This is a genomic window from Arthrobacter ruber, from assembly GCF_002954225.1.
GTDB classification, from domain to species: Bacteria; Actinomycetota; Actinomycetes; order Actinomycetales; family Micrococcaceae; genus Arthrobacter_D; species Arthrobacter_D ruber.
On the sequence record NZ_PPTH01000014.1, the window covers coordinates 202,893 to 227,396 of the forward strand.

General features: G+C 70.5%; 23 protein-coding genes. 6 read left to right on the forward strand and 17 right to left on the reverse strand.

Annotation, left to right across the window (positions count from 1 at the left end; translation table 11 throughout):
- Positions 1–72: 72 nt before the first annotated feature.
- The 5 genes from CI785_RS17465 to CI785_RS06080 all read right to left on the reverse strand — a co-directional run bounded on the left by CI785_RS17465 (position 73) and on the right by CI785_RS06080 (position 2,961).
- Positions 73–540, reverse strand: coding sequence for a DUF3253 domain-containing protein (locus tag CI785_RS17465; protein ID WP_157940185.1), 468 nt, complete (start codon positions 538–540; stop codon positions 73–75).
- Complete coding sequence (locus CI785_RS06065) at positions 533–901, reverse strand: 2-polyprenylphenol hydroxylase (protein WP_105031192.1); 369 nt, start codon at positions 899–901, stop codon at positions 533–535. Before CI785_RS06065 ends, CI785_RS17465 begins: the two co-directional genes overlap by 8 nt.
- On the reverse strand, positions 898–1,353 hold the full coding sequence (locus tag CI785_RS06070) for a DUF3817 domain-containing protein (protein WP_105031193.1): 456 nt from the start codon (positions 1,351–1,353) through the stop codon (positions 898–900). The genes CI785_RS06065 and CI785_RS06070 overlap by 4 nt, the downstream gene beginning before the upstream one ends.
- 205 nt (positions 1,354–1,558) lie before the next feature.
- Entirely contained in the window at positions 1,559–1,762 is a 204-nt protein-coding gene (locus tag CI785_RS06075) for a cold-shock protein (protein WP_026533290.1), read from the reverse strand.
- Between the two features lie 209 nt (positions 1,763–1,971).
- Positions 1,972–2,961: an LLM class flavin-dependent oxidoreductase gene (locus CI785_RS06080; RefSeq protein WP_105031194.1), complete on the reverse strand. Its 990-nt coding sequence runs from the start codon at positions 2,959–2,961 to the stop codon at positions 1,972–1,974.
- A gap of 153 nt (positions 2,962–3,114) precedes the next feature.
- On the opposite strand from CI785_RS06080, the gene CI785_RS17045 reads away from it, so the two are divergent.
- Both CI785_RS17045 and CI785_RS06085 read left to right on the forward strand, forming a co-directional pair.
- On the forward strand, positions 3,115–3,273 hold the full coding sequence (locus CI785_RS17045; RefSeq protein WP_157940186.1) for a hypothetical protein: 159 nt from the start codon (positions 3,115–3,117) through the stop codon (positions 3,271–3,273).
- Positions 3,274–3,290: 17 nt separating this feature from the next.
- Positions 3,291–4,490: a benzoate/H(+) symporter BenE family transporter gene (locus tag CI785_RS06085; RefSeq protein ID WP_240615033.1), complete on the forward strand. Its 1,200-nt coding sequence runs from the start codon at positions 3,291–3,293 to the stop codon at positions 4,488–4,490.
- A 58-nt stretch (positions 4,491–4,548) separates the two neighbouring features.
- On the opposite strand, the gene CI785_RS06090 is transcribed toward CI785_RS06085, so the two are convergent.
- Complete coding sequence (locus tag CI785_RS06090) at positions 4,549–5,850, reverse strand: cation:proton antiporter (RefSeq protein WP_105031303.1); 1,302 nt, start codon at positions 5,848–5,850, stop codon at positions 4,549–4,551.
- A gap of 165 nt (positions 5,851–6,015) precedes the next feature.
- Between CI785_RS06090 and CI785_RS06095 the strand changes: the two genes are divergently transcribed.
- Positions 6,016–9,306 carry a DEAD/DEAH box helicase gene (locus CI785_RS06095; protein WP_105031196.1) on the forward strand — a complete coding sequence of 1,097 codons (3,291 nt, stop codon included), beginning with the start codon at positions 6,016–6,018 and terminating at the stop codon, positions 9,304–9,306.
- Between the two features lie 26 nt (positions 9,307–9,332).
- Here the strand turns inward: CI785_RS06095 and CI785_RS06100 are convergent, their stop codons facing one another.
- From CI785_RS06100 to CI785_RS06135, 8 genes are all read right to left on the reverse strand, one after another.
- Complete coding sequence (locus CI785_RS06100; protein WP_240615034.1) at positions 9,333–10,163, reverse strand: alpha/beta fold hydrolase; 831 nt, start codon at positions 10,161–10,163, stop codon at positions 9,333–9,335.
- A 70-nt stretch (positions 10,164–10,233) separates the two neighbouring features.
- Positions 10,234–11,733 (reverse strand): ABC transporter ATP-binding protein, encoded by a 1,500-nt coding sequence (locus CI785_RS06105; protein WP_105031197.1) that lies wholly within the window; start codon positions 11,731–11,733, stop codon positions 10,234–10,236.
- Positions 11,730–12,485, reverse strand: a complete 756-nt coding sequence (locus CI785_RS06110) for an energy-coupling factor transporter transmembrane component T (protein ID WP_105031198.1) — start codon at positions 12,483–12,485, stop codon at positions 11,730–11,732. The genes CI785_RS06105 and CI785_RS06110 overlap by 4 nt, the downstream gene beginning before the upstream one ends.
- A gap of 3 nt (positions 12,486–12,488) precedes the next feature.
- The gene (locus CI785_RS06115; protein ID WP_240615035.1) at positions 12,489–13,367 is read right to left on the reverse strand and encodes an ECF transporter S component; all 879 of its coding nucleotides are present in this window, start codon (positions 13,365–13,367) and stop codon (positions 12,489–12,491) included.
- A 105-nt stretch (positions 13,368–13,472) separates the two neighbouring features.
- The gene (locus CI785_RS06120) at positions 13,473–14,513 is read right to left on the reverse strand and encodes a nucleoside hydrolase (protein ID WP_105031199.1); all 1,041 of its coding nucleotides are present in this window, start codon (positions 14,511–14,513) and stop codon (positions 13,473–13,475) included.
- Between the two features lie 2 nt (positions 14,514–14,515).
- On the reverse strand, positions 14,516–15,181 hold the full coding sequence (locus tag CI785_RS06125; protein ID WP_105031200.1) for a GntR family transcriptional regulator: 666 nt from the start codon (positions 15,179–15,181) through the stop codon (positions 14,516–14,518).
- Positions 15,182–15,276: 95 nt separating this feature from the next.
- A complete protein-coding gene (acnA, locus tag CI785_RS06130) occupies positions 15,277–18,117 on the reverse strand; it encodes an aconitate hydratase (protein WP_105031201.1) in 2,841 nt (946 codons plus the stop codon).
- Between the two features lie 114 nt (positions 18,118–18,231).
- Entirely contained in the window at positions 18,232–18,495 is a 264-nt protein-coding gene (locus tag CI785_RS06135; protein ID WP_105031202.1) for a YegP family protein, read from the reverse strand.
- Between the two features lie 230 nt (positions 18,496–18,725).
- On the opposite strand from CI785_RS06135, the gene CI785_RS06140 reads away from it, so the two are divergent.
- Positions 18,726–19,184, forward strand: coding sequence for a hypothetical protein (locus CI785_RS06140; RefSeq protein WP_105031203.1), 459 nt, complete (start codon positions 18,726–18,728; stop codon positions 19,182–19,184).
- Between the two features lie 136 nt (positions 19,185–19,320).
- Here CI785_RS06140 and CI785_RS06145 read toward each other — a convergent pair whose 3' ends face one another.
- The gene (locus CI785_RS06145; protein ID WP_105031204.1) at positions 19,321–20,169 is read right to left on the reverse strand and encodes an SDR family NAD(P)-dependent oxidoreductase; all 849 of its coding nucleotides are present in this window, start codon (positions 20,167–20,169) and stop codon (positions 19,321–19,323) included.
- Positions 20,170–20,361: 192 nt separating this feature from the next.
- On the opposite strand from CI785_RS06145, the gene fdhA reads away from it, so the two are divergent.
- Positions 20,362–21,585, forward strand: coding sequence for a formaldehyde dehydrogenase, glutathione-independent (fdhA, locus tag CI785_RS06150; RefSeq protein ID WP_105031205.1), 1,224 nt, complete (start codon positions 20,362–20,364; stop codon positions 21,583–21,585).
- Positions 21,586–21,975: 390 nt separating this feature from the next.
- Entirely contained in the window at positions 21,976–22,698 is a 723-nt protein-coding gene (locus CI785_RS06155) for a LysM peptidoglycan-binding domain-containing protein (RefSeq protein WP_105031206.1), read from the forward strand.
- 78 nt (positions 22,699–22,776) lie between these two features.
- Here the strand turns inward: CI785_RS06155 and CI785_RS06160 are convergent, their stop codons facing one another.
- Positions 22,777–23,442 carry a hypothetical protein gene (locus CI785_RS06160; RefSeq protein WP_105031207.1) on the reverse strand — a complete coding sequence of 222 codons (666 nt, stop codon included), beginning with the start codon at positions 23,440–23,442 and terminating at the stop codon, positions 22,777–22,779.
- A 114-nt stretch (positions 23,443–23,556) separates the two neighbouring features.
- Entirely contained in the window at positions 23,557–24,456 is a 900-nt protein-coding gene (locus tag CI785_RS06165; RefSeq protein ID WP_105031208.1) for an SDR family oxidoreductase, read from the reverse strand.
- Positions 24,457–24,504 lie beyond the last annotated feature (48 nt).

Below are 24,504 nucleotides of genomic sequence, written 5' to 3' on the forward strand. Positions count from 1 at the left end.
GGTCCATCGGCGCGATCGGTGGCCGCTCGGGCGGAACGACCCCTCCGCTGGGCGGCAGCCGTCACGCCGGCATCACACCCCCGGGTTCTCCCTGCGCGCGAGTTCCTCGCGAAGGAGCCGGAGCGCCGTCGGGCCGACGCCGTGCAGAGCGGCGAGGTCACCCTCCGGGACGCCCTCGAGATCCGCCCTCGTCCGGTAGCCGGCCTGGTGCAGGGCACGCAGCGCCGGGGCGCCCACGGCCGGCAGCGCTGCGGCGTCCGTTGCGGACCCGGTCTCGTCCTCGGGCCGGCTGATCCAGCGGATCCGGATGGGCCCGCGGACGTCGGGATCCACGCGCTCGCCGTGCTGTGTCACGTCGACCAGACCCTCCCCCGCCAGCGCGAACGCGATGCGCCGTGCAGACGGCATGAGGTCCCGCCACGTGTCACCGCCGATGCTGCGGGCGGCCTCCGACGGGCAGAGCGTCTTCACACTCCCGCGCTGCTCCGCGATCCGCAGGATCTCGGCCCGCAGCCCGTCCTCCGAGGACTGCTCAGGCATCGCTGGGGCTCTTCCTGGCGGCGTCGCCCGCCGGCGGGGCGGACCGCTTCGCGTGGAGCGTGTCGAGCTCCTCGAGCGCGGCCGTCCACCGAGCCTTCCGCTCGGCCGCCGATTGCTCCCACCAGGGCGTCCCGCGCTCCCCGAGGCCCTCCTTGGCCAGCTGCACCGTGCGCCGCGCCCGCGGCAGCGCCGTGCCGTCGTCGCCCTTGGCGCTGTTGCGCACGCCCGAGCGACCGCGCCCTAAGTGGGACATGAGGCGCGCCTTGACGTCCTCCGGTAACGACGGGTCGGTCTTCCGCCAGCGGCGCCCGCTGTGCAGGAAGAACCGCTCGTCGTCGGTGGTGTTCCCCAGGTCACTCATGCGGACCCGGGAGGGCCGACCAGCAGCAGCACCGTGAAGACCACGGAGATGCCGCTCACCGCGACGAGCAGGGCGGCGACCGGGCTGCGCAGCACCCACGCCTGCACCTGCTCGGCCCGGTTCCCGGGCACCTCCGCCCCGGGCGCGAGGCGCCATGCACCGGCCAGCTGCCCGCGGCGCTCGATCCACCGCTCGTACGGGACCGTGGCGAACGGGACGACGGCGGAGGCGAGCCCGAGCAGACCGGTCAGGAATGACCAGCGCTGGTTGATCCACACAAACATGACGGTGACCACGAAGCAGAGGAACACGAAGCCGTGCACGGCGCCGGCCGGCGGCACGAGGGCCTCGGTGGAACGGGTCACGTACTTGAAGAACATCCCCAGCAGCAAGAAGGCCCAGGTCACCGCCTCCGCGACGGCGACGGTCCGGAACAGCGTGCGGGGGTTCATGGGTCCTCCTGGTCGATGGTCGATTGCGCCCATTCTCCCATCCCCACCGGAGGGTCCGAGCGCCGCTGCCCGGGCACGGGTGCGGGAGCAGGGCGGTCACCGGACTGGGCGCCGCCTTCGGGCATCGGACGGACACGAAAAAAGGAAGCAGGCCGGACCGGGGTCCGACCTGCTTCCTTCGAAGATCTAGTAGAAGATCCGAGCCTTAGAGGGGCTGGATGTTCGACGCCTGGGGACCCTTGGGGCCCTGCTCGGTGTCGAAGCTCACCTTCTGGTTCTCATCGAGCGAGCGGTAGCCGCTTGCGTTGATGGCGGAGAAGTGTGCGAACACGTCTGCGCTTCCGTCGTCGGGAGCAATGAATCCAAAGCCCTTTTCAGCATTGAACCACTTCACGGTACCTGTTGCCATTTTTATCTTCCTTCTGAAAATCAGACGCACTCCGACTTTCGGAATGCCCCAGTCGCGGCGTGCTTGTCCGCTCTTTCAGAGACGCGACCTACCCCGCAGGGGAAGACCGTGCGAAATACAAATGCGCAACACTACAACTGCGTCCCACTAAACCAAACCCGGGAGGGTAATGGCAAGCAGGAGTTCCAAGGTTCTTGTTTCGAGACCCTTCAGGCGGCCACCGGCAGCATCGCCCCCGCCAGCAGTTCGAAGGATCGCAGCCATGTCTCGGTGGTGCCGGCCTGGGTCGCGACGATGAGTTCGTCCGCCCCGACCTGCACCGCGAAGCGCTCCAGGTAGTCCCGGACGACGTCGGGCGTCCCCACGGCGCTGTAGCGCGCCATGTCCGCCATCTGCCGGCCGCCGGGAGACGCGAGGATCGCCTCGGACTCCTCCCGCGTGAAGGTCTGGCCGCGTCCGAGGAGCAGGGTGACGCGGCGCAGCATCGCCTCGTGGAACTCGTGGTGGGCGTCGTTCGCGGTGTCGGCCGCGATGACGTTCACGCCGGCGATGAAGTGCGGCGTCTGTGCCTGCGCGGAGGGCCTGAACTCCCGGCGGTAGATCGAGGCGGCGTCCTGCAGGGACTGCGGGGCGAAGTGGGAGGCGAAGGCGAAGGGCAGGCCGAGGGCGGCGGCCAGCCGGGCGCCGAAGAGGGAGGACCCGAGGATGTACAGCGGCACGTTGGTGCCCCTACCGGGCGTGGCCTGGACACCCGGGACGCGCGTCTCGCCGGTGAGGTAGCCCTGCAGTTCCAGGACGTCCTCCGGGAAGCTGTCGGCGGCCATGGGGTCGCGGCGCAGGGCGCGGGCCGTGGTCTGGTCGCTGCCCGGGGCGCGCCCGAGACCGAGGTCGATCCGGCCGGGGTGGAGGCTCTCGAGGGTGCCGAACTGCTCGGCGATGGTCAGCGGCGAGTGGTTGGGCAGCATGACGCCGCCCGAGCCGAGCCGGATGGTCGAGGTCTGCGCGGCGACGTGAGCGACCAGCACGCTCGTGGCCGAGGAGGCGATGCTACCCATGTTGTGGTGCTCCGCGTACCAGATGCGGCGGTACCCCCACCGCTCCGCGTGCTGCGCCAGCGCCACGCTGGACGCGAACGTCTCGGCCGGCGTGGAGCCCTCGGCGACCTGCGCGAGATCCAGGATGGACAGGGGGACAGACATGGGTGCACCTTCCGGTTCTTGGGATCCGCGACGGGGGTGTTGCGCGGTCCTTCTCAGGGAACGGTTGCCCGGGCGCATCTATTTCCGCACGTGCCGGGAGCACCGCGGTCATGGCAGCGCCATCTCGCGGCGCCGCTCTGACAGACTGGGCCCATGCCGAACAGTGAACCCCCCACCGAAGCCGAGCTCCGCGAACACCAGGACGCCCTGGTGCGGCAACTCGCCGTCGAGCAGAACACGGCCCGGTTGCAGTCCCTCAGCGACGAGCTCGAGGCCGTGCAGCGACGACTCGAACAGGGCCGCGGCGCCTGAACCCCGGGACGTCGAGGGTGCGTACCCGCCCTGCCACACGAGCCGGCCTGCACGAACCCGTCCTCGCGGGCGTCGTCACGGCGCTCGTCGGCTTCACGTCGTCGTTCGCCGTGGTGCTCGCGGGCCTGCGGGCCACCGGGGCGACACCCGAGCAGGCCGCCTCGGGGCTCCTGGCTCTGACCCTGGTCGTGGGGCTGGGGATCGTGGTGCTGGCGCTGCGCTACCGCATCCCCGTCACCCTCTCCTGGTCCACGCCGGGCGCAGCCCTGCTCGCCGGTGCGGCCGTCCCGGCCGGCGGGTGGCCCGCCGCGGTGGGCGCATTCCTCGTGACGGGTGCCCTGATCGCGCTGACCGGCGCCGTGCCGTGGCTGGGCCGCCTCGTGGCGCGGATCCCGCAGCACCTCGCACAGGCCATGCTCGCCGGCGTGCTGCTGCCCCTGTGCCTGGCACCGTTCCGGTCGCTCGGGACCATCCCGCTCCTGGTCCTCCCGGTCATCCTCGTCTGGCTGGCCGCATCGGCGCTCGTGCCGAAGTGGGCCGTCCCGCTCGCCCTCGTCGCGGCACTCGCCGTGATCGGGCTGCAGTTCGCCCTCGAGGGCACGGTGATCGAGCCCTCCACCCTGGCGCCGTCCCTCGCCGTCACGGTCCCCGTGATCGACCCGGCAGCCGTCGTCGGCATCGCCCTGCCGCTCTACGTGGTGACCATGGCGTCGCAGAACCTCCCCGGCGTCGCGGTCCTGGCATCCTTCGGGTACCGGGCGCCCTGGCGTCCGGCGCTGGCCGTGACGGGGCTCGGCACGGCCGTGGTCGCACCGTTCGGCGGGCATGCCGTGAACCTCGCCGCCCTCTCGGCCGCCCTCTCGGCGGGCGACGGCGCCGGCGAGGACAAGGAGCGCCGCTGGATCGCGGCCCTCTCGGCCGGGATCTCCTACGTGGTGCTGGCCGGGGCGTCGGGGGCGCTGGTCGTTGTCGTGGGCGCCGCGCCGGCCGGACTCGTGGAGGCGGTCGCGGGGCTCGCGCTGATCAGCACCATGGCGACGGCGGTCACGGCGTCGTTCGCCGACGCCACGGGCCGCATGAGCGGCGCGGTCACGTTCCTCCTGGCGGCGTCGGGCCTGTCCGTCCTGGGGATCGGCGGGGCGTTCTGGGCGCTCGTGGGCGGGCTCGTGGTCCGGGCCACCCTGGAGCGCACGCGCGTCACCACACGCCGCGGTTAGACACACCGCGGTTAGACACACCGCTGCCGGAGGGGCTCCCTGACCCGTCGGGCCCGGGCTAGACGGGGGTCGTGGGCGCCTGAGCCTCGTCACCCAGCGCACGTGCCCTCCGTTGGCGGGCGCGGTCCAGGGCGTTGATCACCGGGGCCGCCGTCACACCGTGGACCACGATCGACAGGACGATGACGAGGCCGCCGATGCGCCACAGCGTCGACTCGTCGGCGGAGAACTCGCCCTTGGACAGGGCGTAGCTGAGGTAGTAGATCGAGCCGATACCGCGGACACCGAAGAACGCGAGGACGCCGCGCTCCCTCGGACCGGTCTTGCCGCGGGCGAGGCTCACCCAGGCCGAGACCGGGCGGACCAGCAGGATGAACGCCACCGCGACCACCACCTCGAGCGGACGCAGGCCCTCGAAGAGGCCGCGGGCCACGGCGCCGCCCAGCAGGACGAGCACGACGACGGTCAGGAGCCGCTCGAGCTGCTCGATGTAGCTGTGGAGCACGCCGTGGTAGCCGTGCGTCTGCTCCCCGGCCCGGATGGTGACGGCGCACACGAACACGGCGATGAACCCGTAGCCCTCCACCGCCTCGGTCACGCCGTACGTCAGGAAGGTCGCAGCGAGCGCCACGAAGCCCTCGGAGTGGTTCGCGAGACGCGCGCTCTTGATGGGGGACCTGAAGAAGACCCGGCCGAGCAGCAGTCCCATGCCGACACCGAACGCGCAGCCGATGATCATGCGCCACAGCACGTCGAGCAGGATCCATTCAGGGAACCACGCGGAAGGAGCCGTCCCTACGGTGCTGATGAGGATTGCGAGGTACACGAAGGGGAACGCCAGCCCGTCGTTCAGGCCCGCCTCGGAAGTGAGCCCGAAGCGCACCTCGTCCTCCGCCTCGAGGTCCTCCTCCGACTCGGACGGCTCGCCCACCTGCACCTCGGACGCAAGGACGGGGTCGGTCGGCGCGAGCGCGGCGGCGACCAGCAGGGCGGATGCCAGCCCGAGCCCGAGCACCCACATGCCCATCAGGGTCAGGATCAGGATGCACAGCGGCATCGCGATGCCGAGGAGCCGCCACGTGGTGGACCACCGGCGCCAGCCGATCCGGCGGTCCAGCGCGAGGCCCGCCCCCATGAGCGAGACGATGACGCAGACCTCGCTGAGGTGGATCGTGACGTCGCTGTACTTCACCGGGTCCGGGTCCGGCAGACCGGACGAGAAGCTGAAGACCAGGATGCCGGCGCCCAGGAACACCATGGGCATGGAGACCGGGGCGCGCATCAACAACCGGGGCAGGAGCGCCGCGGCGAACACGGCCAGTCCTGCCGCCGCATAGGTGATGCTTGCTGCTTCGAACACGCGCGCCCTCTTCTGTCTCCGTCGGCCCGTGCCGATCATCAGTGCCCTTTCCAACAGTAGGGCAGGCACCGGCGGTGCATCGTCCGCGGACGGGAGCGGTACCGGCCCAGCAGAAAGCGCCCGGCTGTGCAGGAGAGCGTCACCGTCGCGTGAGAGCATGGAATTATGCCCAATTCCACCCACCCCATGGTCGATGTCACCGACATCATCCGGATCGTGGGCGGGGCCGCGTTCCAACGCGGGCAGACCTACGCCAAGGACGGCGCCGTGAGTTCCCTCGCCTGGGACGCCGACGCGAAGCTCCTCACGGGCAGGGTCCGCGGCAGCGCCCCCACGGACTACAGGACGAAGCTGCGGCTCGGGATCAAGGGGGACGGCCGCTTCCGCCCGCTGGAGAACTTCTGCAGCTGCCCCATCGGCGCCGACTGCAAGCACGTGGCGGCGACGGCCCTGCAGAGCAACACCGAGAGCCTCCTGGCGCAGCACGAACGCGAGCTCGGCGCGCGCCCGGCACCGCGGCCCTCCGCGCCCGAGGGCTGGCAGGCGTCCCTCATGGATCTCCTCGAGGCCGAGGACGCCCCGCAGTCGGCCACGCTGACACCCCTCGGTCTGCAGTTCGAGCTGCGGACCCCCGAGGTCGCCGTCCAGCGGTGGGGGTCCGCTGCCCAGCGCCAGGGCCAGCGCACGCTCAACACGCGCCTCGGCGTGCGCCCGGTGAGCCAGAACGGCAAGGGCAAGTGGATCAAGAACAACCTGTCCTGGGGCAGCATCAGCTACCAGACGTACGGGCTGAAGCTCGACCCCGAGCAGCACCGCTGGTTCTCGCAGTTCCCCGCGCTCCACCGCGGCACCGGGGTCAACTACTTCGGCAACAACGACTCCTGGCTGTACCTCGACGACTTCAGCAACCCGCTCCTGTGGCAGCTGCTCGACGAGGCGCAGCGCCTCGGCATAGCGTTCGTCGGGTCGAAGAAGTCCGTGACCATCGAGCTCGCCGACCGCGCCACCCTGAAGCTCGACGCGACGGTGACCGACGACGGCTCGGTGCAGCTGTGCCCGTCCCTCGACATCGACGGCCGGCCGCACCCGGCGGACACCGCCCACGTCATCAGCACCCACGGCCTGTACACCGTGGCACCCGACGACACGATCACGCTCGCCCCGACCTCCCGGCGGCTGACCGCCAAGGACGTCGAACTCCTGCAGCGCGGCCGCGCGGTCGTGGTCCCGGAGGACGAGACCGCCCTGTTCCTGCAGGAGTACTACCCGAAGCTGCGGCAGTCCATCGAGGTGCACAGCAGCGACGGCAGCGTGGCGCTGCCGGAGATCCAGCCGCCCGTCCTCGTCCTGACCACCGCCTACGGGACCGACGGCTCCGTGTCCCTCGACTGGCACTTCGACTATCCCCTCGGCGACGCCGTGCAGCGCCGGCCGTTCCGCAGAGGTGGGGCGGGCAGCGACGACGGCTACCGCGACGCCGACGCCGAGGACGCGCTGGCTGCCGCCGCCCGCCGGGTCCTCGGAACACTTCCCATCAAGGCCCTGAAGCTCGAGGACATGCAGGCGGTGGAGTTCGCGGAGGACGTCCTGCCGAAGCTCATGGAACTCGACGGCATGAGCGTCGACATCGTGGGCGAGAAGCCCGACTACCGTGAGCTGACGGAGACCCCGACGCTGCGTATCAGCACCGTGGAGACGGACAACCGCGACTGGTTCGACCTCGGCGTGATGGTCACCGTGAGCGGCCGCACCATCCCCTTCGACTCGATCTTCCGTGCCCTCGCCCAGGGCCGGAAGAAGCTCAAGCTCGTGGACAACAGCTACCTCTCGCTCGAGCAGCCGGTGTTCGACCAGCTGCGCGAGCTCATCGAGGAGGCCCGTTCGCTCAGCGAGTGGGACCCCGAATCGAACCTGCAGATCAGCCGCTACCAGGCGGGTCTCTGGGCGGACTTCGAGGACCTCGCCGAGGAGACCGAGCAGGCGCAGTCCTGGCGCGACGCCGTGAGCGGGCTGCTCGAGCTCCAGGACGTCGAGGCGACCCCCGCCCCTGCCGGACTCGTCGCGGACATGCGCCCCTACCAGGCGGAGGGCTTCAGCTGGCTCGCGTTCCTGTGGCGGCACCAGCTCGGCGGCGTCCTCGCCGACGACATGGGCCTCGGCAAGACCCTGCAGGCCCTGGCCCTGATGACCTACGCGAAGGAGACCACGGGCCTGGCTGCCCCGTTCCTCGTCGTCGCCCCCACCTCCGTGGTGCCCAACTGGTCCAACGAGGCGCACCGCTTCGCCCCGGGCCTGAAGGTCGTGTCGGTCGGCGACACGCAGGGAGCCTCCGGTGTTCCCATCCGCGAGCAGGTGGGGGACGCCGACATCGTCATCACGTCCTACACGCTTTTCCGGCTCGATTTCTCCGCCTACCAGGAACTCCGGTGGTCGGGGCTCGTGCTCGACGAGGCCCAGTTCGTGAAGAACCGCGCATCCAAGGTGCACCAGGCCGCCAAGGACTTCGAGGCGCCGTTCAAGCTCGCGATCACCGGCACGCCCATGGAGAACAACCTCATGGAGCTGTGGAGCATGTTCAACATCGTGGCGCCGGGGCTGTTCCCCTCGGCGCGGAAGTTCACGGAGGACTACCGGACGCCGATCGAGAAGATCGGCGACAACCGGCCGCTCGTGCGTCTGCGCAAACGCATCCGGCCGCTGATGATGCGCCGCACCAAGGAGGCCGTGGCCTCGGACCTCCCGCCGAAGCAGGAGCAGGTCCTGGAGGTTGAACTGCACCCGGAGCACCGGCACATCTACGAGACCTACCTGCAGCGCGAGCGGCAGAAGCTCCTGGGCCTGATCGAGGACATGAACCGCAACCGGATGATCGTGTTCCGGTCCCTGACCCTGCTGCGCATGCTGAGCCTCGACGCCTCGCTCGTGGACCCGGAGCACGAGGGCGTTCCCTCCGCCAAGCTCGAGGTGCTCTTCGAGAACCTCGACGGCATCCTCGCCGAGGGCCACCGCGCGCTGGTCTTCAGCCAGTTCACGTCCTACCTGAAGAAGGCCGCCGATCAGCTGGACGCCCGCGGCATCGAGTACGCGTACCTCGACGGCTCCACGCGCAGCCGCGGCGACGTGATCGACTCGTTCAAGGACGGCAAGGCCCCGGTCTTCCTCATCAGCCTCAAGGCCGGCGGCTTCGGCCTGAACCTCACCGAGGCCGACTACTGCTTCCTCCTGGACCCGTGGTGGAACCCTGCCTCCGAGGCGCAGGCCGTGGACCGCACCCACCGCATCGGGCAGACGAAGAACGTCATGGTCTACCGCATGGTGTCCAAGGGCACCATCGAGGAGAAGGTCATGAAGCTCAAGGAGCAGAAGGCGAAGCTGTTCACCTCCGTCATGGACGACGACGCCGTCTTCAGTTCGGCGCTCACGGCCGAGGACATCCGGGGGCTGCTCGAGGCGTAGCACCGGCACCGGCGGTACGCCTCCGCTCAGGCGTCGCCGGTCCGCAGCGCGGGATCGAGCAGTCCGGCGAACATCCGGGGCTCCCGGGCGATCCACCAGTGGCCGCCGGGCACGGTCGTCACCGTCAGGTCCTCCACCCAGTCCTCCAGTCCGTCCGTGAGGTGCGGCGAGAGGAACGGGTCCTTCAGCGGCACGATGACGTGCACGGGCACGGCGACCGGCCGGCGCCTGGGGGGCCGCACGTCGGAGAACATGTTGGCGCGGTAGAGGGCCAGGCCGCGGACCGGATCCGCGCCGACATTGCGCCGTGCAGTCAGCTCGTAGCGGCGTGCCAGCCCGTACCGCCAGGCCAGTTCGGGAAGGACCGGCAGCTGGAAGGCTCCGACGTACGAGCTGCGCAGCACCTGTCCCACCCCCTGGAGGACGAGGCCCGGCTGCCGGAACCTGCTCCGCAGCCAGCGGGAGAAATGGCGCAGGTCCGGCCCCGAGATGCTGGTGTAGTCGGTGACCAGCCCGTCGGAGCGCTCGTCCTGGACCACGGCCCAGCCCTGGATCGATCCCCAGTCGTGGCCCACGAGCCGCACCCCACCGGGGGCATCGATGCCGGCGAGCACGGCGAGGACGTCGTCGACGAGTTCCGCCAGGGTGAACCCGGCGCCGTCGAGGGGACGCGAGCGGCCCGCGTTGCGGGTATCGAACGTCACGAGATGATGCGTCGGGGCGAGGACCCGGAGGACGGGGAGGAAGACCCGGTGGTCGTCGGGGTATCCGTGCACGAGGACCATGGTCGGCGTATCGGGGCCGGGGTCCCGCCCGAATTCGAACACGGCGAGCTCGGCGCCCTCCGAGCGGATCATCCTGTGCCTCTCCCGCAACACGTCCATGCGTTACACCCTAGGTGCTGGCGCGCATCGGCGGCAGGCCGGATCAGCCGCCCGTCGCGGCTCCGCGCGGGCTGATCCGGCCCGCCTCGAGCCAGACCGTCCGGTGTGCCAGCGCGTCGGCGAACGCGGCGTCGTGCGTCGCCAGGACCACGGCGCCCCCCTCCCGGGCATGCCGGGCCAGCAGACCGGCGAGCATCGAGCGGGTCGGCTCGTCCAGCCCCGCGGTGGGTTCGTCGAGCGCCCAGACGGCGGGGCCCGTGGCGATGATGGACGCCACGGCCACCAGCCGGCGCTGGACGAAACCGAGTTCGTACGGGTGCGCCTCCTGCAGCGCCCCGAGCCCCACGCGGTCGAGGGCGTCCGCGGCGCGCCGGACGGCGTCGTCCCGGCCCAGCCCGGCCGCGCGCGGACCGTAGGACACCTCCCGCAGGACAGTGCGTTCGAAGAGCTGCTGGTCCGTGTCCTGGAACAGGTAGCCCGCGGCCGTGGCCAGCATGCCCGTCGGCTGGCCGAGGACCGGGACGCCGTCCACGGTGACACGACCCGTGTCCGCCCGGTACAGCCCGTTCAGGTGCTGCAGCAGGGTGGACTTGCCGGACCCGTTGGCGCCCCGCACCGCGACGATCTCCCCCGCCCGGACGGACAGGTCGACGCCGGACAGCACGGCGGCGTCCCCCGATGCACCGGCGTCCTGCGTGTGGCGGAAGCCGAGCCCCTCCACCATGACCAGTTCCGGAGCCGAGGGGTCCACCGGGGCGGGCCCCGCCCCGCGCCCCAGGCGGGGCGGATCACCCGCGATCCCGAGGCCGTAGCGACCGAGACCTGCCCGGCGCGCCTCCGCGAGCGGCCCCTCGAAGACGGCGTGCCCGTCCGCGAGCGCGAGGACGCGGGCGCCCGGCGGGTCCGTGGGCGGCAGCAGGGGTTCGCACACGACGACACCTGTACCGTGGGCGCGCAGTTCCTCCAGGGCCGCTACGACGTCGCGCGCCGCCTCCTCGTCCAGTCCCTGGAACGGCTCGTCGAGGATCAGCAGGCGCGGCCGCTGCACCACGGCGGCGGCGATGACGGTGCGCTGGAGCTGGCCCCCGGAGAGCCGCCGCGGATCGCGGTGCAGCAGGTCCTTCAGCCCCAGGGCGGCGGCCACGTCGTCGACCAGCCGGCGCAGGTCCGCAGCGGGCACGCCGCGGTTGGCGGGGCCGAAGGCGATCTCCTCCGCGACGGTCGCCGACATCATGGACAGCTGCCCCCAGGCACCCTGCGCCACGTAGGCCACCCGCTCGCTCCAGGCGGCGGGGTCGATCCGGGGATCGGAGGGCACGCCGTCGAACGTCACGGTGTCGCCGTCGAGCGTGATCGCGCCGCGGAAGACGGACCCGGCGTCCCCGCCGGTCTGGCCGGCCAGGAGGCGGGCGAGTGTCGTCTTCCCGGAGCCGGAGGCACCGGCAACGACCACGTACTCCCCCGGCCCCACGGCCAGGGAGACGCCCGTCAGGAACGGCTCGCCGTCGTCGTACGCGAAGTGCGCGCTCTCGAGCCGGATCATGCGGCCATCGCCGCCGCGAGCCGGATGACCGAGACCAGTCCCACCGCGGCCACCATGGCGCGGCGTGCCAGGCGCTGGCCGCGCGAATCGGTGTCCGGGAGGTAGCTCGTACGGGGCGCGGAGGACGAGAAGCCGCGTGCCTCGAGCATGCGAGTGCGTTCGGAGGCGTCCACGAGCAGCCCGATGACCAGCGGCGTGGTGACCGTCAGCAGGGCACGGAAGCGCGAGACCGGCCCGCGACCGACCACGAGGCCGCGGGCCTGCTGGGCGCGGCTGATCCGGCGTGCCCGCAGCGAGACGTGGGGGATGAGGCCGACGGCGGATCCCACGATGAAGACCAGCTTCCGGTTCCAGCCGCGGTGCGTCATGGTGGCCAGGAGGTCGGGGATGTCCAGCGTCATCGCGGTCGAGAGCAGCACGCCCGTGAAGACCCCCATGCGCAGGCCCATGCCGGCGGCGAAGGCGAGGCCCTCCGCCGTCACGCGGGCGACCCCGAGATCCAGCAGGACCTCACGGCCCTCGGGGTAGAACAGGCCGTGGAGCAGCAGCGACGAGACCAGCAGCGGACCTGCGACCAGCACGATGGCGAGGCCGATCTGCCGGGGCCTGCCGGAGAGGAGCACGGCGGGGACCACCACGAGCACGAGGACGGCGAGGGAGAACTCCCACCTGTTCACCACGAGCACGAGCACCACCAGCAGCGCTGCGGCGAGCAACTCCGTCAGCGGGTTGTAGATCCTGCGGCGCGGCATGGCTCAGGCGCCGGTGCGGTTCCCGCGTGCGGCGCCTGCCGTGGTCGTGCCGGTGGTCGTGCCGTCCTTCGTCCCCATGCCCGCCACGTCGGTCCGCTGCCCGAGCACGCGGTGCGTCCGCGCGAAGGGGAACTGGAGGACCGCGCGGCGCGGCAGGGCGTACACGATCAGCGCCACGAGGACGAAGACCACGATCTTGTCGAGCGAATCGGACAGCAGCCCCTGCTTTGTGGCGGCCACCAGGAGCTTGTCCCCCATCGACCGGAAGACGGCGATGATGGCGTTCGTGCCGAACGTGCCGGCCGCACCGAACATGAACACGGCGACCGGCGCCGCGACGAGACCGCCGATCGCACCGACCACGAGCCCCGCCACGGGTGCGAGGTACACGTGGCGGAAGGCACCGTACTTCGCAGCGAGGCCTGCCAGCAGTCCGATCAGCGCGGCGCCGGCCGCGAAGGGCAGCGCGAATGGATTGAACAGACCCCAGATGGCGTTGCTGAGCGCGCCGGTCGCCGCCCCCGCGGCGGGACCGGCGAGGACGGCGACGAGGACGGTCCCGATGGCGTCGAGGTAGATCTGCATGCCCAGGGATCCGGCGACCTGGCCGATCGCGATGTTCAGGGCGATGCCGAGCGGCATCACCACCAGGGAGCTCGTGCTGAGCATCGGCAGGATCCCCGCCACCAGCAGGGCGCCTCCGCCGAGGAACCCGACGAGCGAGACGAGCGACGCGACGCTGCCCATGCCGCCGGCGATCTCCGCGGGCTGCACGACGACCAGGAACAGGTAGGTGGCGGCGATCAGCGCTCCGCCGAGGAGGATGAGCAGGCGGCGTGGCCGCTCCGGAGTCGCGGAGGGTCGGGTCAGGGGTGAACTCACGGTAGTCCTAGGGCAGGATCGAGGAAGGAGGACGCACCTCATGTCACCTCGGCGCCGGCCACGCAGCAGTGCGGGCGATCCCAGTGTACCGGGGCGGCGCTCCCCTCAGCCGTGCATCCTCGCGAGGTCCGACAGGCGGCGGACCATCAGCTCGAACACCGCTGCGGGGTCGTTGCCCGTGACGATCCGGGCGTTCGGCGCCCGCTTCCACATCCCGGCGACGTCCGCGACGGTCTGCCCGAAGGTCAGTGGCGACGACGTCTCCACGTCGACCGTGGCGAGGCGCTCCCCGAAACCCGCCTCCCCGGTCGCGACCATCACCGCGAAGAGGTCGTGCAGGTGGGCGATGTAGCCCTGGTCGTACAGGCGGTGGAACTCCATGTAGAAGCGCAGGGCGTCCGACACGCAGGCGACGACGGCGTTGTCGCTCGTGCTGCGCGTCCCCGCCGGGTCGTCGGGCGAGAGCAGTTCGGGCCCGGCACCCGCGGCGCGCGCGACGGCGTCGACATGGGCGGGCGTGCACTCGATCCGCTCGGTGGTCTCCAGCGCGCACACCACGGGCAGCTTCTGGACCGGCAGCCCCTCGTAGGCGGCGAACACCTCCTTCGCGGCATGCGGGTCCACATGGATGTTCCACTCGGCCACCGGCGTCGTGTTGCCCGGGTGGTGGAACGCCCCGCCCATGATGACGAGCCCCTTCAGGAGCATCGGCAGCTCCGGTTCGGTGCGCAGGGCCAGGGCCAGGTTGGTGAGCGGACCGGTCACCACACCGGTGATCTGCCCCGGATGGCAGCGGACGGCCTCGAGCCAGACGTCGACGGCGTGCCGCCCGGACACGCGCCCGCGCGGCGGCGGCAGGACGGCGTAGCCGATGCCCTGGTCGCCGTGCGTCTCCTCCGTGGTGACGAGGGGCACCTCCAGCGGCACCTCGCTGCCGATCGCGACCTCGACGCCGGCGTGCCCGCACAGCTCGAGCAGGGCCAGGTTGTTCGCGGCGACCTGCCGCGCGCCGACGTTGCCGGCCGTGCAGGTGATCCCCTCCAGCGCGACACCGGGTGTCGCGAGCAGGTACAGGAGGGCCACGGCGTCGTCGATCCCGGTGTCGACGTCGAGCAGGAGACGGTGCCGGCCGCCCTCGGGAGCCACGGTCAGTCCGCCGCGGTGGTGCGCAGCAGCTGCAGGCGGATGGTGCGCGCCGTCTCCATGTGCCGGCGGGCGATGGCGCGGGCGTCGTCGCTGCGCCGTTCGGTGATGGCGCTGATGAGCGCCTCGTGCTCGAGGAGCACCTCCTGCCACCGGTCCCCCACGGACAACGTGGAGCGCGGCGTGTGGATGAGGTGCGTCGAGAGCCGCTGCAGGAGGTCCATGAGGATGGGGTTCCGCGCGGAGGCCCACAGCGAGGTGTGGAACTCGAGGTTGTTCGTGACCTTCGTGGTGTCGTCCGGGTCGACGACGGCGCGGTCGCGTTCCAGCAGCGCCTCGAGGCGCATGATGTCCGCGGTTCCGCGGTTCAGGGCCGCCTGGCCGGCTGCCTCCTCCTCGAGCATGACGCGCAGGTCGTAGATCTGGATGACCTCCTGCGGGTCGATCTGCGGGACCTGGAGCCCGCGCGCCGCCCGTTCGAGCAGGCGTTCGTGCTGCAGCCGGCTCAGGGCCTCCCGCACGGGGGTCCGGGAGACGCCGAATCGCTCGGAGATGACCACTTCCCGCAGGGCGGTGCCGGGCGGGTGGACACCGGCGAGGATCTCGCCGCGGAGGACGCGGAAGATGGCGTCCCCGTCGACGCGCGCCGACAGTTCTGCGGACTCGGTCATGGCGCCCCCTCGGTCGTGGTTCGGGTGGCAGGGCGGATGCCCTGCAGACGGCCCGGGCCGGGAGATGGGACTCCCGGCCCGGAACCTCGTACTGATCAGCTGGCGAGCTGGCGCAGCACGTACTGCAGGATGCCGCCGTTACGGTAGTAGTCCGCCTCGCCCGGTGTGTCGATGCGCAGGACGGCGTCGAACTCGACCGGCGAGCCGCCGTCGGGCGGGGTGGCCGTGACCTTCACCGTGCGCGGCGTGCGGCCCTCGTTGAGCTCGGTGACACCGCTGACCGCGAACGTCTCCGTACCCGTGAGTCCGAGGGACTCCGCGTTCTGGCCCGCGGGGTACTGCAGCGGCAGGACGCCCATGCCGATGAGGTTCGAGCGGTGGATGCGCTCGTAGCTCTCGGCGATGACGGCCTTCACGCCCAGCAGCGCGGTGCCCTTGGCCGCCCAGTCACGCGACGAGCCGGAGCCGTACTCCTTGCCCGCGAGGACCACGAGCGGGGTGCCGGCTGCGCGGTAGTTCTCGGCGGCGTCGTACACGGCGGCCTGCGGTGCGTCGGGCTGCGAGAAGTCCTTCGTGAACCCGCCCTCGACGCCGTCGAGCAGCTGGTTCTTGATGCGGATGTTCGCGAAGGTGCCGCGGATCATGACCTCGTGGTTGCCACGGCGCGAGCCGTAGGAGTTGAAGTCCTTGCGCTGCACGCCCTTCTCGGTGAGGTAGCGCCCGGCCGGGGTGTCCGACTTGAACGATCCCGCGGGCGAGATGTGGTCGGTGGTGACGGAGTCGCCGAGCTTCAGCAGCACGCGTGCGCCGTCGATGTCCTGCACCGGGCTCGCCTCGCGCTGCATGCCCTCGAAGTACGGGGGCTTCCGCACGTACGTGGACTCCGGGTCCCAGGCGAACGTGTCGCCCGCGGGCGTCGGCAGGGACTGCCAGCGCTCGTCGCCCTCGAAGATCGTCGCGTAGCTCGAGGTGAACATGCCCTCGTCGATCGAGGAGTCGATGACCTTCTGGACCTCGACCGGGTTGGGCCAGATGTCCTTCAGGAAGACGTCCTCGCCCGCCTCGTCCTGGCCGAGGGGCTCGTTGTCGAAGTCGAAGTCCATCGTCCCGGCCAGGGCGTAGGCGACCACCAGCGGCGGCGAGGCCAGGTAGTTCATCTTCACGTCCGGGTTGATGCGGCCCTCGAAGTTGCGGTTGCCGGACAGGACGGCGGTGACCGCGAGGTCGTTGTCCTGGATGGCCTGGGAGATCTCGTCCTCCAGCGGGCCGGAGTTGCCGATGCACGTGGCGCAGCCGTAGCCGACGGTGAAGAAGCCGAGCTTCTCCAGGTACGGGATCAGGCCTGACTTCTCGTAGTAGTCGGTGACGACCTTGGAGCCCGGGGCCACGGAGGTCTTGACCCACGGCTTGGACACCAGGCCCTTCTCGACGGCGTTGCGCGCCAGCACGGCGGCGGCGAGCATCACGGACGGGTTGGACGTGTTGGTGCAGGACGTGATCGACGCGATGCTGACGGCGCCGTGGTCGAGCTCGAACTCGCGGCCGTCCTTCATGCTCACGCTGACCTTCTTCGACGGACGCGAGCCCGCAGCACCGGCGCCGACGGTCTCGCGCGGCTTCGTGTTCTCCTCGGTGACCGAGGCCGTCGTGCCGGGGGTGAAGCTCGGTGAGTCGGAGGCCGGGAAGCTCTCCTGCGACGACTCGTCGACGGTGCCGCCGGGTGCGAAGTCCAGGTCGGGGTCGTCCGAGTAGTTGCGCAGGTCCTCGCGGAACTGGCTCTTGGACTTGCTGAGCTCCACGCGGTCCTGCGGGCGCTTCGGTCCGGCGATCGAGGGGACCACGGTGGACAGGTCCAGCTCGAGGTACTCGGAGAAGCGGATCTCGCGGGAGGGGTCGTGCCAGAGGCCCTGCTCCTTGGCGTACGCCTCCACGAGCGCCACGTTCTCGGCCGGGCGGCCCGTGAGGCGCAGGTAGTCGAGCGTGACGTCGTCGATCGGGAACATGGCGGCGGTGGAGCCGAACTCGGGGCTCATGTTGCCGATGGTCGCGCGGTTGGCGAGCGGCACCGAGGCGACGCCCTCACCGTAGAACTCGACGAACTTGCCGACGACGCCGTGCTGGCGCAGCAGCTGCGTGATGGTCAGGACGACGTCGGTGGCGGTGGCCCCGGCGGGGATCTCGCCGGTCAGCTTGAAGCCCACGACGCGCGGGATGAGCATCGAGACGGGCTGGCCGAGCATGGCCGCCTCGGCCTCGATGCCGCCGACGCCCCAGCCCAGGACGCCGAGACCGTTGACCATGGTGGTGTGCGAGTCGGTGCCCACGCAGGTGTCGGGGTAGGCGCGGAGGACGCCGTCCACCTCGCGCGTCATGACGGTGCGCGCCAGGTATTCGAGGTTGACCTGGTGCACGATCCCCATGCCCGGCGGGACGACCTTGAAGTCGTCGAACGCGGTCTGGCCCCAGCGCAGGAACTGGTACCGCTCGCCGTTGCGCTGGTACTCGATCTCCATGTTGCGCTCGAGCGCTCCGGCGTTGCCGAAGGCGTCGATCTGCACGGAGTGGTCGATCACCATCTCGGCCGGTGCCAGCGGGTTCACACGCTTGGGATCACCACCGAGGTCCGCGACGGCCTCACGCATCGTTGCGAGGTCGACGACGCAGGGGACGCCGGTGAAGTCCTGCATGATGACGCGCGCAGGGGTGAACTGGATCTCGGTGTCGGGCTCCGCGGCCGCGTCCCACTGCGCGAGCGCGCGGACGTGGTCGGCCGTGATGTTCGCACCGTCTTCGGTGCGGAGAAGGTTCTCCAGGAGGACCTTGAGACTGAACGGAAGGTTCTCGGAGCCTTCGACCGCACTGAGCCTGAAAATTTCGTAGTCTGCGCCGGCGACATCGAGTACGCCCTTCGCGCCGAATGAGTCCGCGGTCGACATGACGTTGGCTCCCTTCAGAGAGGTTTGTGGAATAGCCCCATCCTATTCCACATCCAGCGGCAATGTATACAGTGGTACACCGTGTCGCGGATTCCTCTCGTCCCGCGTCGCCGATCAGGCGTCGCGCCGCACCCGACCGTCCCGATCCGGGGCGCTCTGCAGCCCGAAGAAGAGCTCGTCCTGCTCGGAGGACTCGACCCGGCTGTGGTCCACCACGGGACCCGTCCCGGCGATCTCCCGGATCAGCTCGATGCCCGCGATCGCCTCTTCCTTCGTGGCGTAGAAGGTGGAGACCGCGACGAGCGTTCCATCCGGAGCGGTCAGTTTCACCCGGAAACCGTCGTCATGAGCGTCCACGAGTTTGAAGTAACCTGCCATCGTCCTACCTCCTTGTAAGGCGCATCTCCCACAACCCTGTGGCCTCCTATGATAAGCATACTTACTGACCGGTTTGACCCCTCCAGTCCTCCCATGCCGGTGCGCGGGGGACAATCAGGACACAGTGGTAGAAGCGGGCGCAGTCGCATGGTGCGCAGGGGCCCCGCTCGCACCTGACGGCACCACCAGCACCCAGTGGTAATCAGAAGTCGCAGATCAGAAGGAGCATGATGACCGAGCCGAGCAGCGCAGGCAATCCCGGCAGCGCATCCCTCCCCGAGGACCACCCCCTCGGCCCGGCGGAGCCCGTCCCGCCCCTGGAGAAGGAGGCCACCCGCGCCGGCGGAGCGGCCCCGCACGACGGCGGCTCACCCGGGTCCACGGGCCGCGGCTTGACGGCGGACAGGGACGGCAGCGAACGCGCGGGCGACGGGGTTCCGGACGGCAGCGCCACCGGACAGTCCGACGGCCACCCGGCGGCGGACCGGCGCGAGAACGTCCTCGACCCCTCGGCGGGATCGGCCGACCGCACCGCCGACGGCATCCGCCAGGAGCAGGGCATCCACAGCGCGGGCGCCGTGCCGGCCGCCTTCGACGGCGACAGCTCGGCGGAGGAGCCCGGGCATCGCCGCCCCGAGGACGCCGCAGCCGAACCCGATGCGTGGGACAGCGGGGGCAGCACCTCCTGACCGGCGTCCGTCGCCGGTCCGCTGCCGTCGAGCCCGCACGCGAAGTGGAAAGCGGGCAGCGGTCCGGTCGTCGTGCCGGTTCGGCCGTGTCGCGTGCAGCACTCCTCGCGTCAGCGACCCCGCGCCGCTCCTCGTATCAGCGGCCCCGCGCCGCGAAACCGGCCACCATCGGCGACGGCGCCACCCGCGCCAGTGCCGTGAGGATCTTGTAGCGCAGGCTCGGGATGGAGACCGCCCTGCCCGCGGCGGTGTCCCTCAGCGCCTGGCGGACCACGAGCCCGGCGTCGAGCCACAGGAGGGCGGGGACACCGCTCTTGTCCGCGCCCATCCGCTGATGGAAATCGGTGTGGACGAATCCGGGGCACACGGCGGTCACCCGTATCCCCTCCCGCCCGTAGGTGAGGTTCGCCCAGCGGCTGAAGCTGATCATCGCCGCCTTGCCCGCCCCGTAGGTCCCTCGCGGCGTGAAGCCGGCGACACTCGCCACGTTGATGATCGTGCCGGACCGTCGCGGCCGCATCGACTGGAGGGCCGCGTGCGCCAGGGACAGCGGCACCTCGACGTGGATGCGGAGGTGTCGGATCTCCTCGTCCAGCGCGTTGTCGGCGAAGGGCCGCACGAGCCCGTAGCCGGCATTGTTCACCAGCACGGTCACCGCGGCCGGTCCGCTCCGGCGTGACTGCGGGCGGGACTCCGCACCGGACACGGGCTCGGACACGGGATTGGGTGAGGCGTCGGAGCCGGCCTCGCCGTCCGCGACACGCAGGCGGGCGAGCACGCGGGCCAGTCCGTCGTCGTCGAGCAGGTCGGCGGCGAGGGTCTCGACGTCGACGCCCCACCGCGCATGGAGTGCGGCCGCCGTCTCCTCGAGCGGGGCCACAGCCCGCGCCACGAGCACGAGGCTGCAGCCACGGGCCGCGAACTGTCGCGCGAACTCCGCGCCGATGCCGGAGGTCGCGCCGGTGATGAGGACGGTGTCAGTCATGGGGCTACCCTCTCCCCGATCCGGGCCGCTCCACAAGACGGCCGGTGGACGATGCAACGTCCATGCGACCCCCTGGGCGGTAGGTTCGGCCCTATCAGCGGCCGGCGGAATTCCTTCGGGTCCCACAGCCGCTGGTTCGCGTGGCCGGGCGACCGGTCGCACCACGAACGGAATGAACGAAAGGGAAATTCCATGAGCGGTAACAGAGCTGTTGCTTACAAGGGACCGGGCAAGGTCGAGGTCATCGACATCGACTACCCCACCTTCGAGCTGAAGGACGGGCCGGGGGTGAACCCGGCCAACGTGGGCCGGGCGGTCCACCACGGCGTGATCCTGAAGACCGTCGCCACGAACATCTGCGGGTCGGACCAGCACATGGTCCGCGGCCGCACCACGGCGCCGTCGGACCTCGTGCTGGGCCACGAGATCACCGGCGAGGTGGTCGAGGTGGGACGGGACGTCGAATTCATCAAGGAGGGTGACATCTGTTCGGTGCCCTTCAACATCGCGTGCGGGCGGTGCCGCAACTGCAAGGAGCGCAAGACCGGCATCTGCCTCAATGTGAACCCGGATCGTCCGGGCAGCGCCTACGGCTACGTGGACATGGGCGGCTGGGTGGGCGGCCAGGCCGAGTACGTCCTCGTCCCGTACGCGGACTGGAACCTGTTGAAGTTCCCCGACCGGGACCAGGCCCTGGAGAAGATCCTCGACCTGACGATGCTGTCCGACATCTTCCCCACCGGCTATCACGGCGCGGTGACGGCCGGGGTCGGCGTGGGCTCCACCGTCTACATCGCGGGCGCCGGTCCCGTGGGCCTTGCCGCTGCGGCGTCGGCGCAGCTGCTGGGTGCGGCTGTCGTCGTCGTCGGGGACCTCAACGAGGACCGGCTGGCGCAGGCACGGAGCTTCGGCTGCGAGACCGTCGACGTGTCCAAGGGTGATCCGCGCGACCAGCTGGAGCAGCTGCTGGGCGTGCCGGAGGTCGACTGCGGCGTCGACGCCGTCGGGTTCGAGGCCCGCGGTCATGGGAGCGGCGCGGCGACGGAGGCACCGGCCACGGTGCTCAACTCGCTGATGCAGTTGACTGCCGCCGGCGGCGCCCTGGGCATCCCGGGCCTCTACGTCACGGGCGATCCGGGCGGCATCGACGAGGCCGCGAAGGTCGGCTCCCTGTCGCTCAGCCTCGGTACCGGCTGGGCGAAGTCACTGTCCTTCACCACCGGCCAGTGCCCGGTGATGAAATACAACCGGGGTCTCATGATGGCGATCCTGCACGACCGTGTGCACATCGCCAAGGCAGTCAACGCGAAGCCGATCGCGCTCGACGACGCACCGCGCGGCTACGAGGAGTTCGACGCCGGGGCAGCGACGAAGTACGTGCTGGATCCCAACGGGTACCTCGCCAAGGCCGCCTGACCGATCGCGGGAATCCCACCCGCAGAAGGGGCCCGGACGGCATCGTCCGGGCCCCTTCGCGTGCCCTCCACGGGGCCCGGGGCGCTAGTGTGGCAGAGGATCCTCAAATCAGCCACTTCCAATTCCTTGTTTTTGCTCAATGTCAAGCATAGAGCCGTACCGGTTTGGCAACGAATGAAATATGCCCTACGGTGGAGGAAGTTCCCCGTCCGGGGAAGCGAAAAGCTGCCGTCAACCGAGCAGCGATGAATGCCCGGCGCCGCCCTCCACCGCTCGTTGCTCAACAGGCGGCTGCCGAACCATGACCTCTAAACCGTCAAGGTGAGCAGCGGCACGAAGAAGTCCGGGGACGGACCTAGTGCGGGTGGCCTCTCGGAGCATCGTAACCCCATGAATACACACTCCTTCAGCACCAGCGCCCGTCGTGGACTCGCCGCAGTAGCACTCACCGGCCTCGGCCTCGGCGCAGCGGCTGGTGCAGCCAACGCCGACACGTGGGATCAGCTCGCGCAGTGCGAGAGCGGCGGAAACTGGAGCATCAACACCGGCAACGGCTACCTCGGCGGCCTGCAGTTCACGCAGTCGAGCTGGAACGCTGCCGGCGGCACCGGATCGCCGAATACGGCAAGCGTCGACGAGCAGAAGCGCGTCGCGACCAACCTCCAGCAGATCCAGGGCTGGGGCGCATGGCCCGCCTGCTCCGCCAAGCTCGGTCTGAGCGGTGGCTCCTCCACGGCCTACTCCACCCAGCAGGCTCCGGCGCCGGTCCAGGCGCCCGTGCAGTACGCGGCTCCGGTCCAGGCACCCGTGCAGTACGCGGCTCCGGTCCAGGCACCCGTGCAGTACGCGGCTCCGGTCCAGGCACCCGTGCAGTACGCGGCTCCGGTCCAGGCACCCGTGCAGTACTCCGCACCGGTCCAGGCTCCCGCCGCCGTGGCTCCTGTCGCCCTGAGCGGCCAGACCTACACCATCCAGTCGGGTGACACCCTCAGCACCATCGCCGCCAAGCTCGGCGTCGCAGGTGGCTGGCAGGCCCTGTACGCGGCCAACACCGACACCGTGATCCACGCGGACCTGATCTTCACCGGTCACGTCCTGCAGCTCCCGGCCTAGTCCGGCTCCGGTCGGCCTTCCGACCCGGATCACAGAGCCCCCGTCTCCTCGAGACGGGGGCTCTGTCGTCGGTACCGTTCAGCCGCAGGAGGTGGCGTCGACGTCGATCTTGAGGTCGTGCGCCACCGAGTAGTCGCGCTCCGGCGTCGAGAACGCCACGAGGATGTTCTCCGCGCTCCCGTGGGTCACGCCCTGGGCGAGTTCCACGGTGACGATGATGTTGACGTGGGCGTCCGGCACGAACCGGTACCCGTCGGCAGGGACGGGCGGGCCGATCGGCTCCTGCGGTGTGGTCGGCGCCGGCGTCGGCGCGTGCCCGCCGTGGGCACCCGTCTCAGCGCCCGGGTGGTTGTGCCCCTCCCGGTTGGCCGTCTGCACCATCGCGGACAGGACGTTCAGGCCCTGCGGGTCCCCCAGCGTCATCTCGCCGAAGGTGAACGTCTCCAGCGTGGGATTGTGGAGCATGACCGTGTAGCGCAGGCGGCTGTCGTCCGGCTGCACGCCGCAGAGTTCCGCCCCGTCGATGCCGACGTTCAGCGGATCGTCGCCGAGGTCGTCGCCCGCGAGCAGGGCCTGACCGCCGGCGGAAGGAGCGGACTCGGCGGGCTGGGCCTGGCCCGCGGTGTTCACCCCGAGCGGGTTCTCCTCGACGGCGCCGCATCCCGAGATCACCAGCGGGGCCGCGAGCACGGCGGCGATCACGGCGTTGCGGCGCCTGGGTGGCAGTGCAGTCAGAAGTTTCACGATCAGCCCGTCCGTGTCAGCCGGCCGCCGGTCGGTGTGCCTCCGGCGCTGGTATCTGCACTTCGTCGCGCGGCGCCGTCCGGCTTGGTCCGGGCCGCTGCACGGGACGCCGGGTCAGGCCAGGTACTTGCCGCCGGTGACGCCCAGGACCTCCCCGGAGACATACCGGGCGTCGTTCGAGGCGAGGAAGACGTATGCCCCGGCCAGTTCGGCCGGCTGACCCATGCGGCCGAGGGGCGTGCCCTCGCCGAAGGACTCCAGCTTCTCGCTGGTGGTCGTGGCGGGCTGCAGGGGCGTCCACACGGGACCGGGAGCGACGGCGTTGACCCTGATCCCGCGCTCCCCCAGCAGCTCGGCGAGACTGAACGTCAGGTTATTCAGGGCGGCTTTCGTGGCGGCGTAGTCCATGAGGCTGGTGGACGGATGGTAGCCCTGGATAGAGGTGGTGTTGATGATCGAGGACCCTGCCGACAGGTGCGGCAGCGCCGCCTGCGTGAGCCAGACGGTGCCGTACACGTTCGTCTCGAACGTGCGCCGCAGCTGGTCGGCGTCGATGTCCGGCAGTCCTTCCGGTTGGGCGATATGGAAACCCGCGTTGTTCACGAGGATGTCCAGCCCGCCGAGACCCTCCAGCACCGCTGCGATGGCAGCCGGCGCGTAGGACTCCTCCCTCAGGTCGCCGGGCACCGCGAGCGCGGTGCGCCCCTCGGCACGGATGAGCTCGAGGCAGCTGGCACCGTCCTCCTCCTCCTCCGGAAGGTATCCGATGGCGACGTCCGCCCCTTCCCGGGCGAAGGCGAGCGCCACGGCCCGGCCGATGCCGGAATCACCGCCCGTGATGAACGCGCGCAGCCCGGCCAGCCGCCCGTGGCCGGTGTAGCTGTCCTCGCCGTGATCCGGGCGGGGATCCATGCGTTCGGTGAAGCCGGGGTACTCCTGCAGTTCGGTGGATGCATCGACGGCGGGACCGCGCGGATCCTCCTGGTCGAGCGTGCCTGACGGATCGGTGCCCATGGTGTTCCTCACGGTGGTGGTCGGATGGCGAGGTGAACACTAAGCCTA

What these genes read in the sequence shown, in the direction of transcription:
- CI785_RS17465 (WP_157940185.1), bottom strand. Translation starts at nt 540, where the DNA reads ATGCCTGAGCAGTCCTCGGAGGACGGGCTGCGGGCCGAGATCCTGCGG.
- CI785_RS06065 (WP_105031192.1), bottom strand. Translation starts at nt 901, where the DNA reads ATGAGTGACCTGGGGAACACCACCGACGACGAGCGGTTCTTCCTGCAC.
- CI785_RS06070 (WP_105031193.1), bottom strand. Translation starts at nt 1,353, where the DNA reads ATGAACCCCCGCACGCTGTTCCGGACCGTCGCCGTCGCGGAGGCGGTG.
- CI785_RS06075 (WP_026533290.1), bottom strand. Translation starts at nt 1,762, where the DNA reads ATGGCAACAGGTACCGTGAAGTGGTTCAATGCTGAAAAGGGCTTTGGA.
- CI785_RS06080 (WP_105031194.1), bottom strand. Translation starts at nt 2,961, where the DNA reads ATGTCTGTCCCCCTGTCCATCCTGGATCTCGCGCAGGTCGCCGAGGGC.
- CI785_RS17045 (WP_157940186.1), top strand. Translation starts at nt 3,115, where the DNA reads ATGCCGAACAGTGAACCCCCCACCGAAGCCGAGCTCCGCGAACACCAG.
- CI785_RS06095 (WP_105031196.1), top strand. Translation starts at nt 6,016, where the DNA reads ATGCCCAATTCCACCCACCCCATGGTCGATGTCACCGACATCATCCGG.
- CI785_RS06100 (WP_240615034.1), bottom strand. Translation starts at nt 10,163, where the DNA reads ATGATCCGCTCGGAGGGCGCCGAGCTCGCCGTGTTCGAATTCGGGCGG.
- CI785_RS06105 (WP_105031197.1), bottom strand. Translation starts at nt 11,733, where the DNA reads ATGATCCGGCTCGAGAGCGCGCACTTCGCGTACGACGACGGCGAGCCG.
- CI785_RS06110 (WP_105031198.1), bottom strand. Translation starts at nt 12,485, where the DNA reads ATGCCGCGCCGCAGGATCTACAACCCGCTGACGGAGTTGCTCGCCGCA.
- CI785_RS06125 (WP_105031200.1), bottom strand. Translation starts at nt 15,181, where the DNA reads ATGACCGAGTCCGCAGAACTGTCGGCGCGCGTCGACGGGGACGCCATC.
- acnA (WP_105031201.1), bottom strand. Translation starts at nt 18,117, where the DNA reads ATGTCGACCGCGGACTCATTCGGCGCGAAGGGCGTACTCGATGTCGCC.
- CI785_RS06135 (WP_105031202.1), bottom strand. Translation starts at nt 18,495, where the DNA reads ATGGCAGGTTACTTCAAACTCGTGGACGCTCATGACGACGGTTTCCGG.
- CI785_RS06140 (WP_105031203.1), top strand. Translation starts at nt 18,726, where the DNA reads ATGACCGAGCCGAGCAGCGCAGGCAATCCCGGCAGCGCATCCCTCCCC.
- CI785_RS06145 (WP_105031204.1), bottom strand. Translation starts at nt 20,169, where the DNA reads ATGACTGACACCGTCCTCATCACCGGCGCGACCTCCGGCATCGGCGCG.
- fdhA (WP_105031205.1), top strand. Translation starts at nt 20,362, where the DNA reads ATGAGCGGTAACAGAGCTGTTGCTTACAAGGGACCGGGCAAGGTCGAG.
- CI785_RS06155 (WP_105031206.1), top strand. Translation starts at nt 21,976, where the DNA reads ATGAATACACACTCCTTCAGCACCAGCGCCCGTCGTGGACTCGCCGCA.
- CI785_RS06165 (WP_105031208.1), bottom strand. Translation starts at nt 24,456, where the DNA reads ATGGGCACCGATCCGTCAGGCACGCTCGACCAGGAGGATCCGCGCGGT.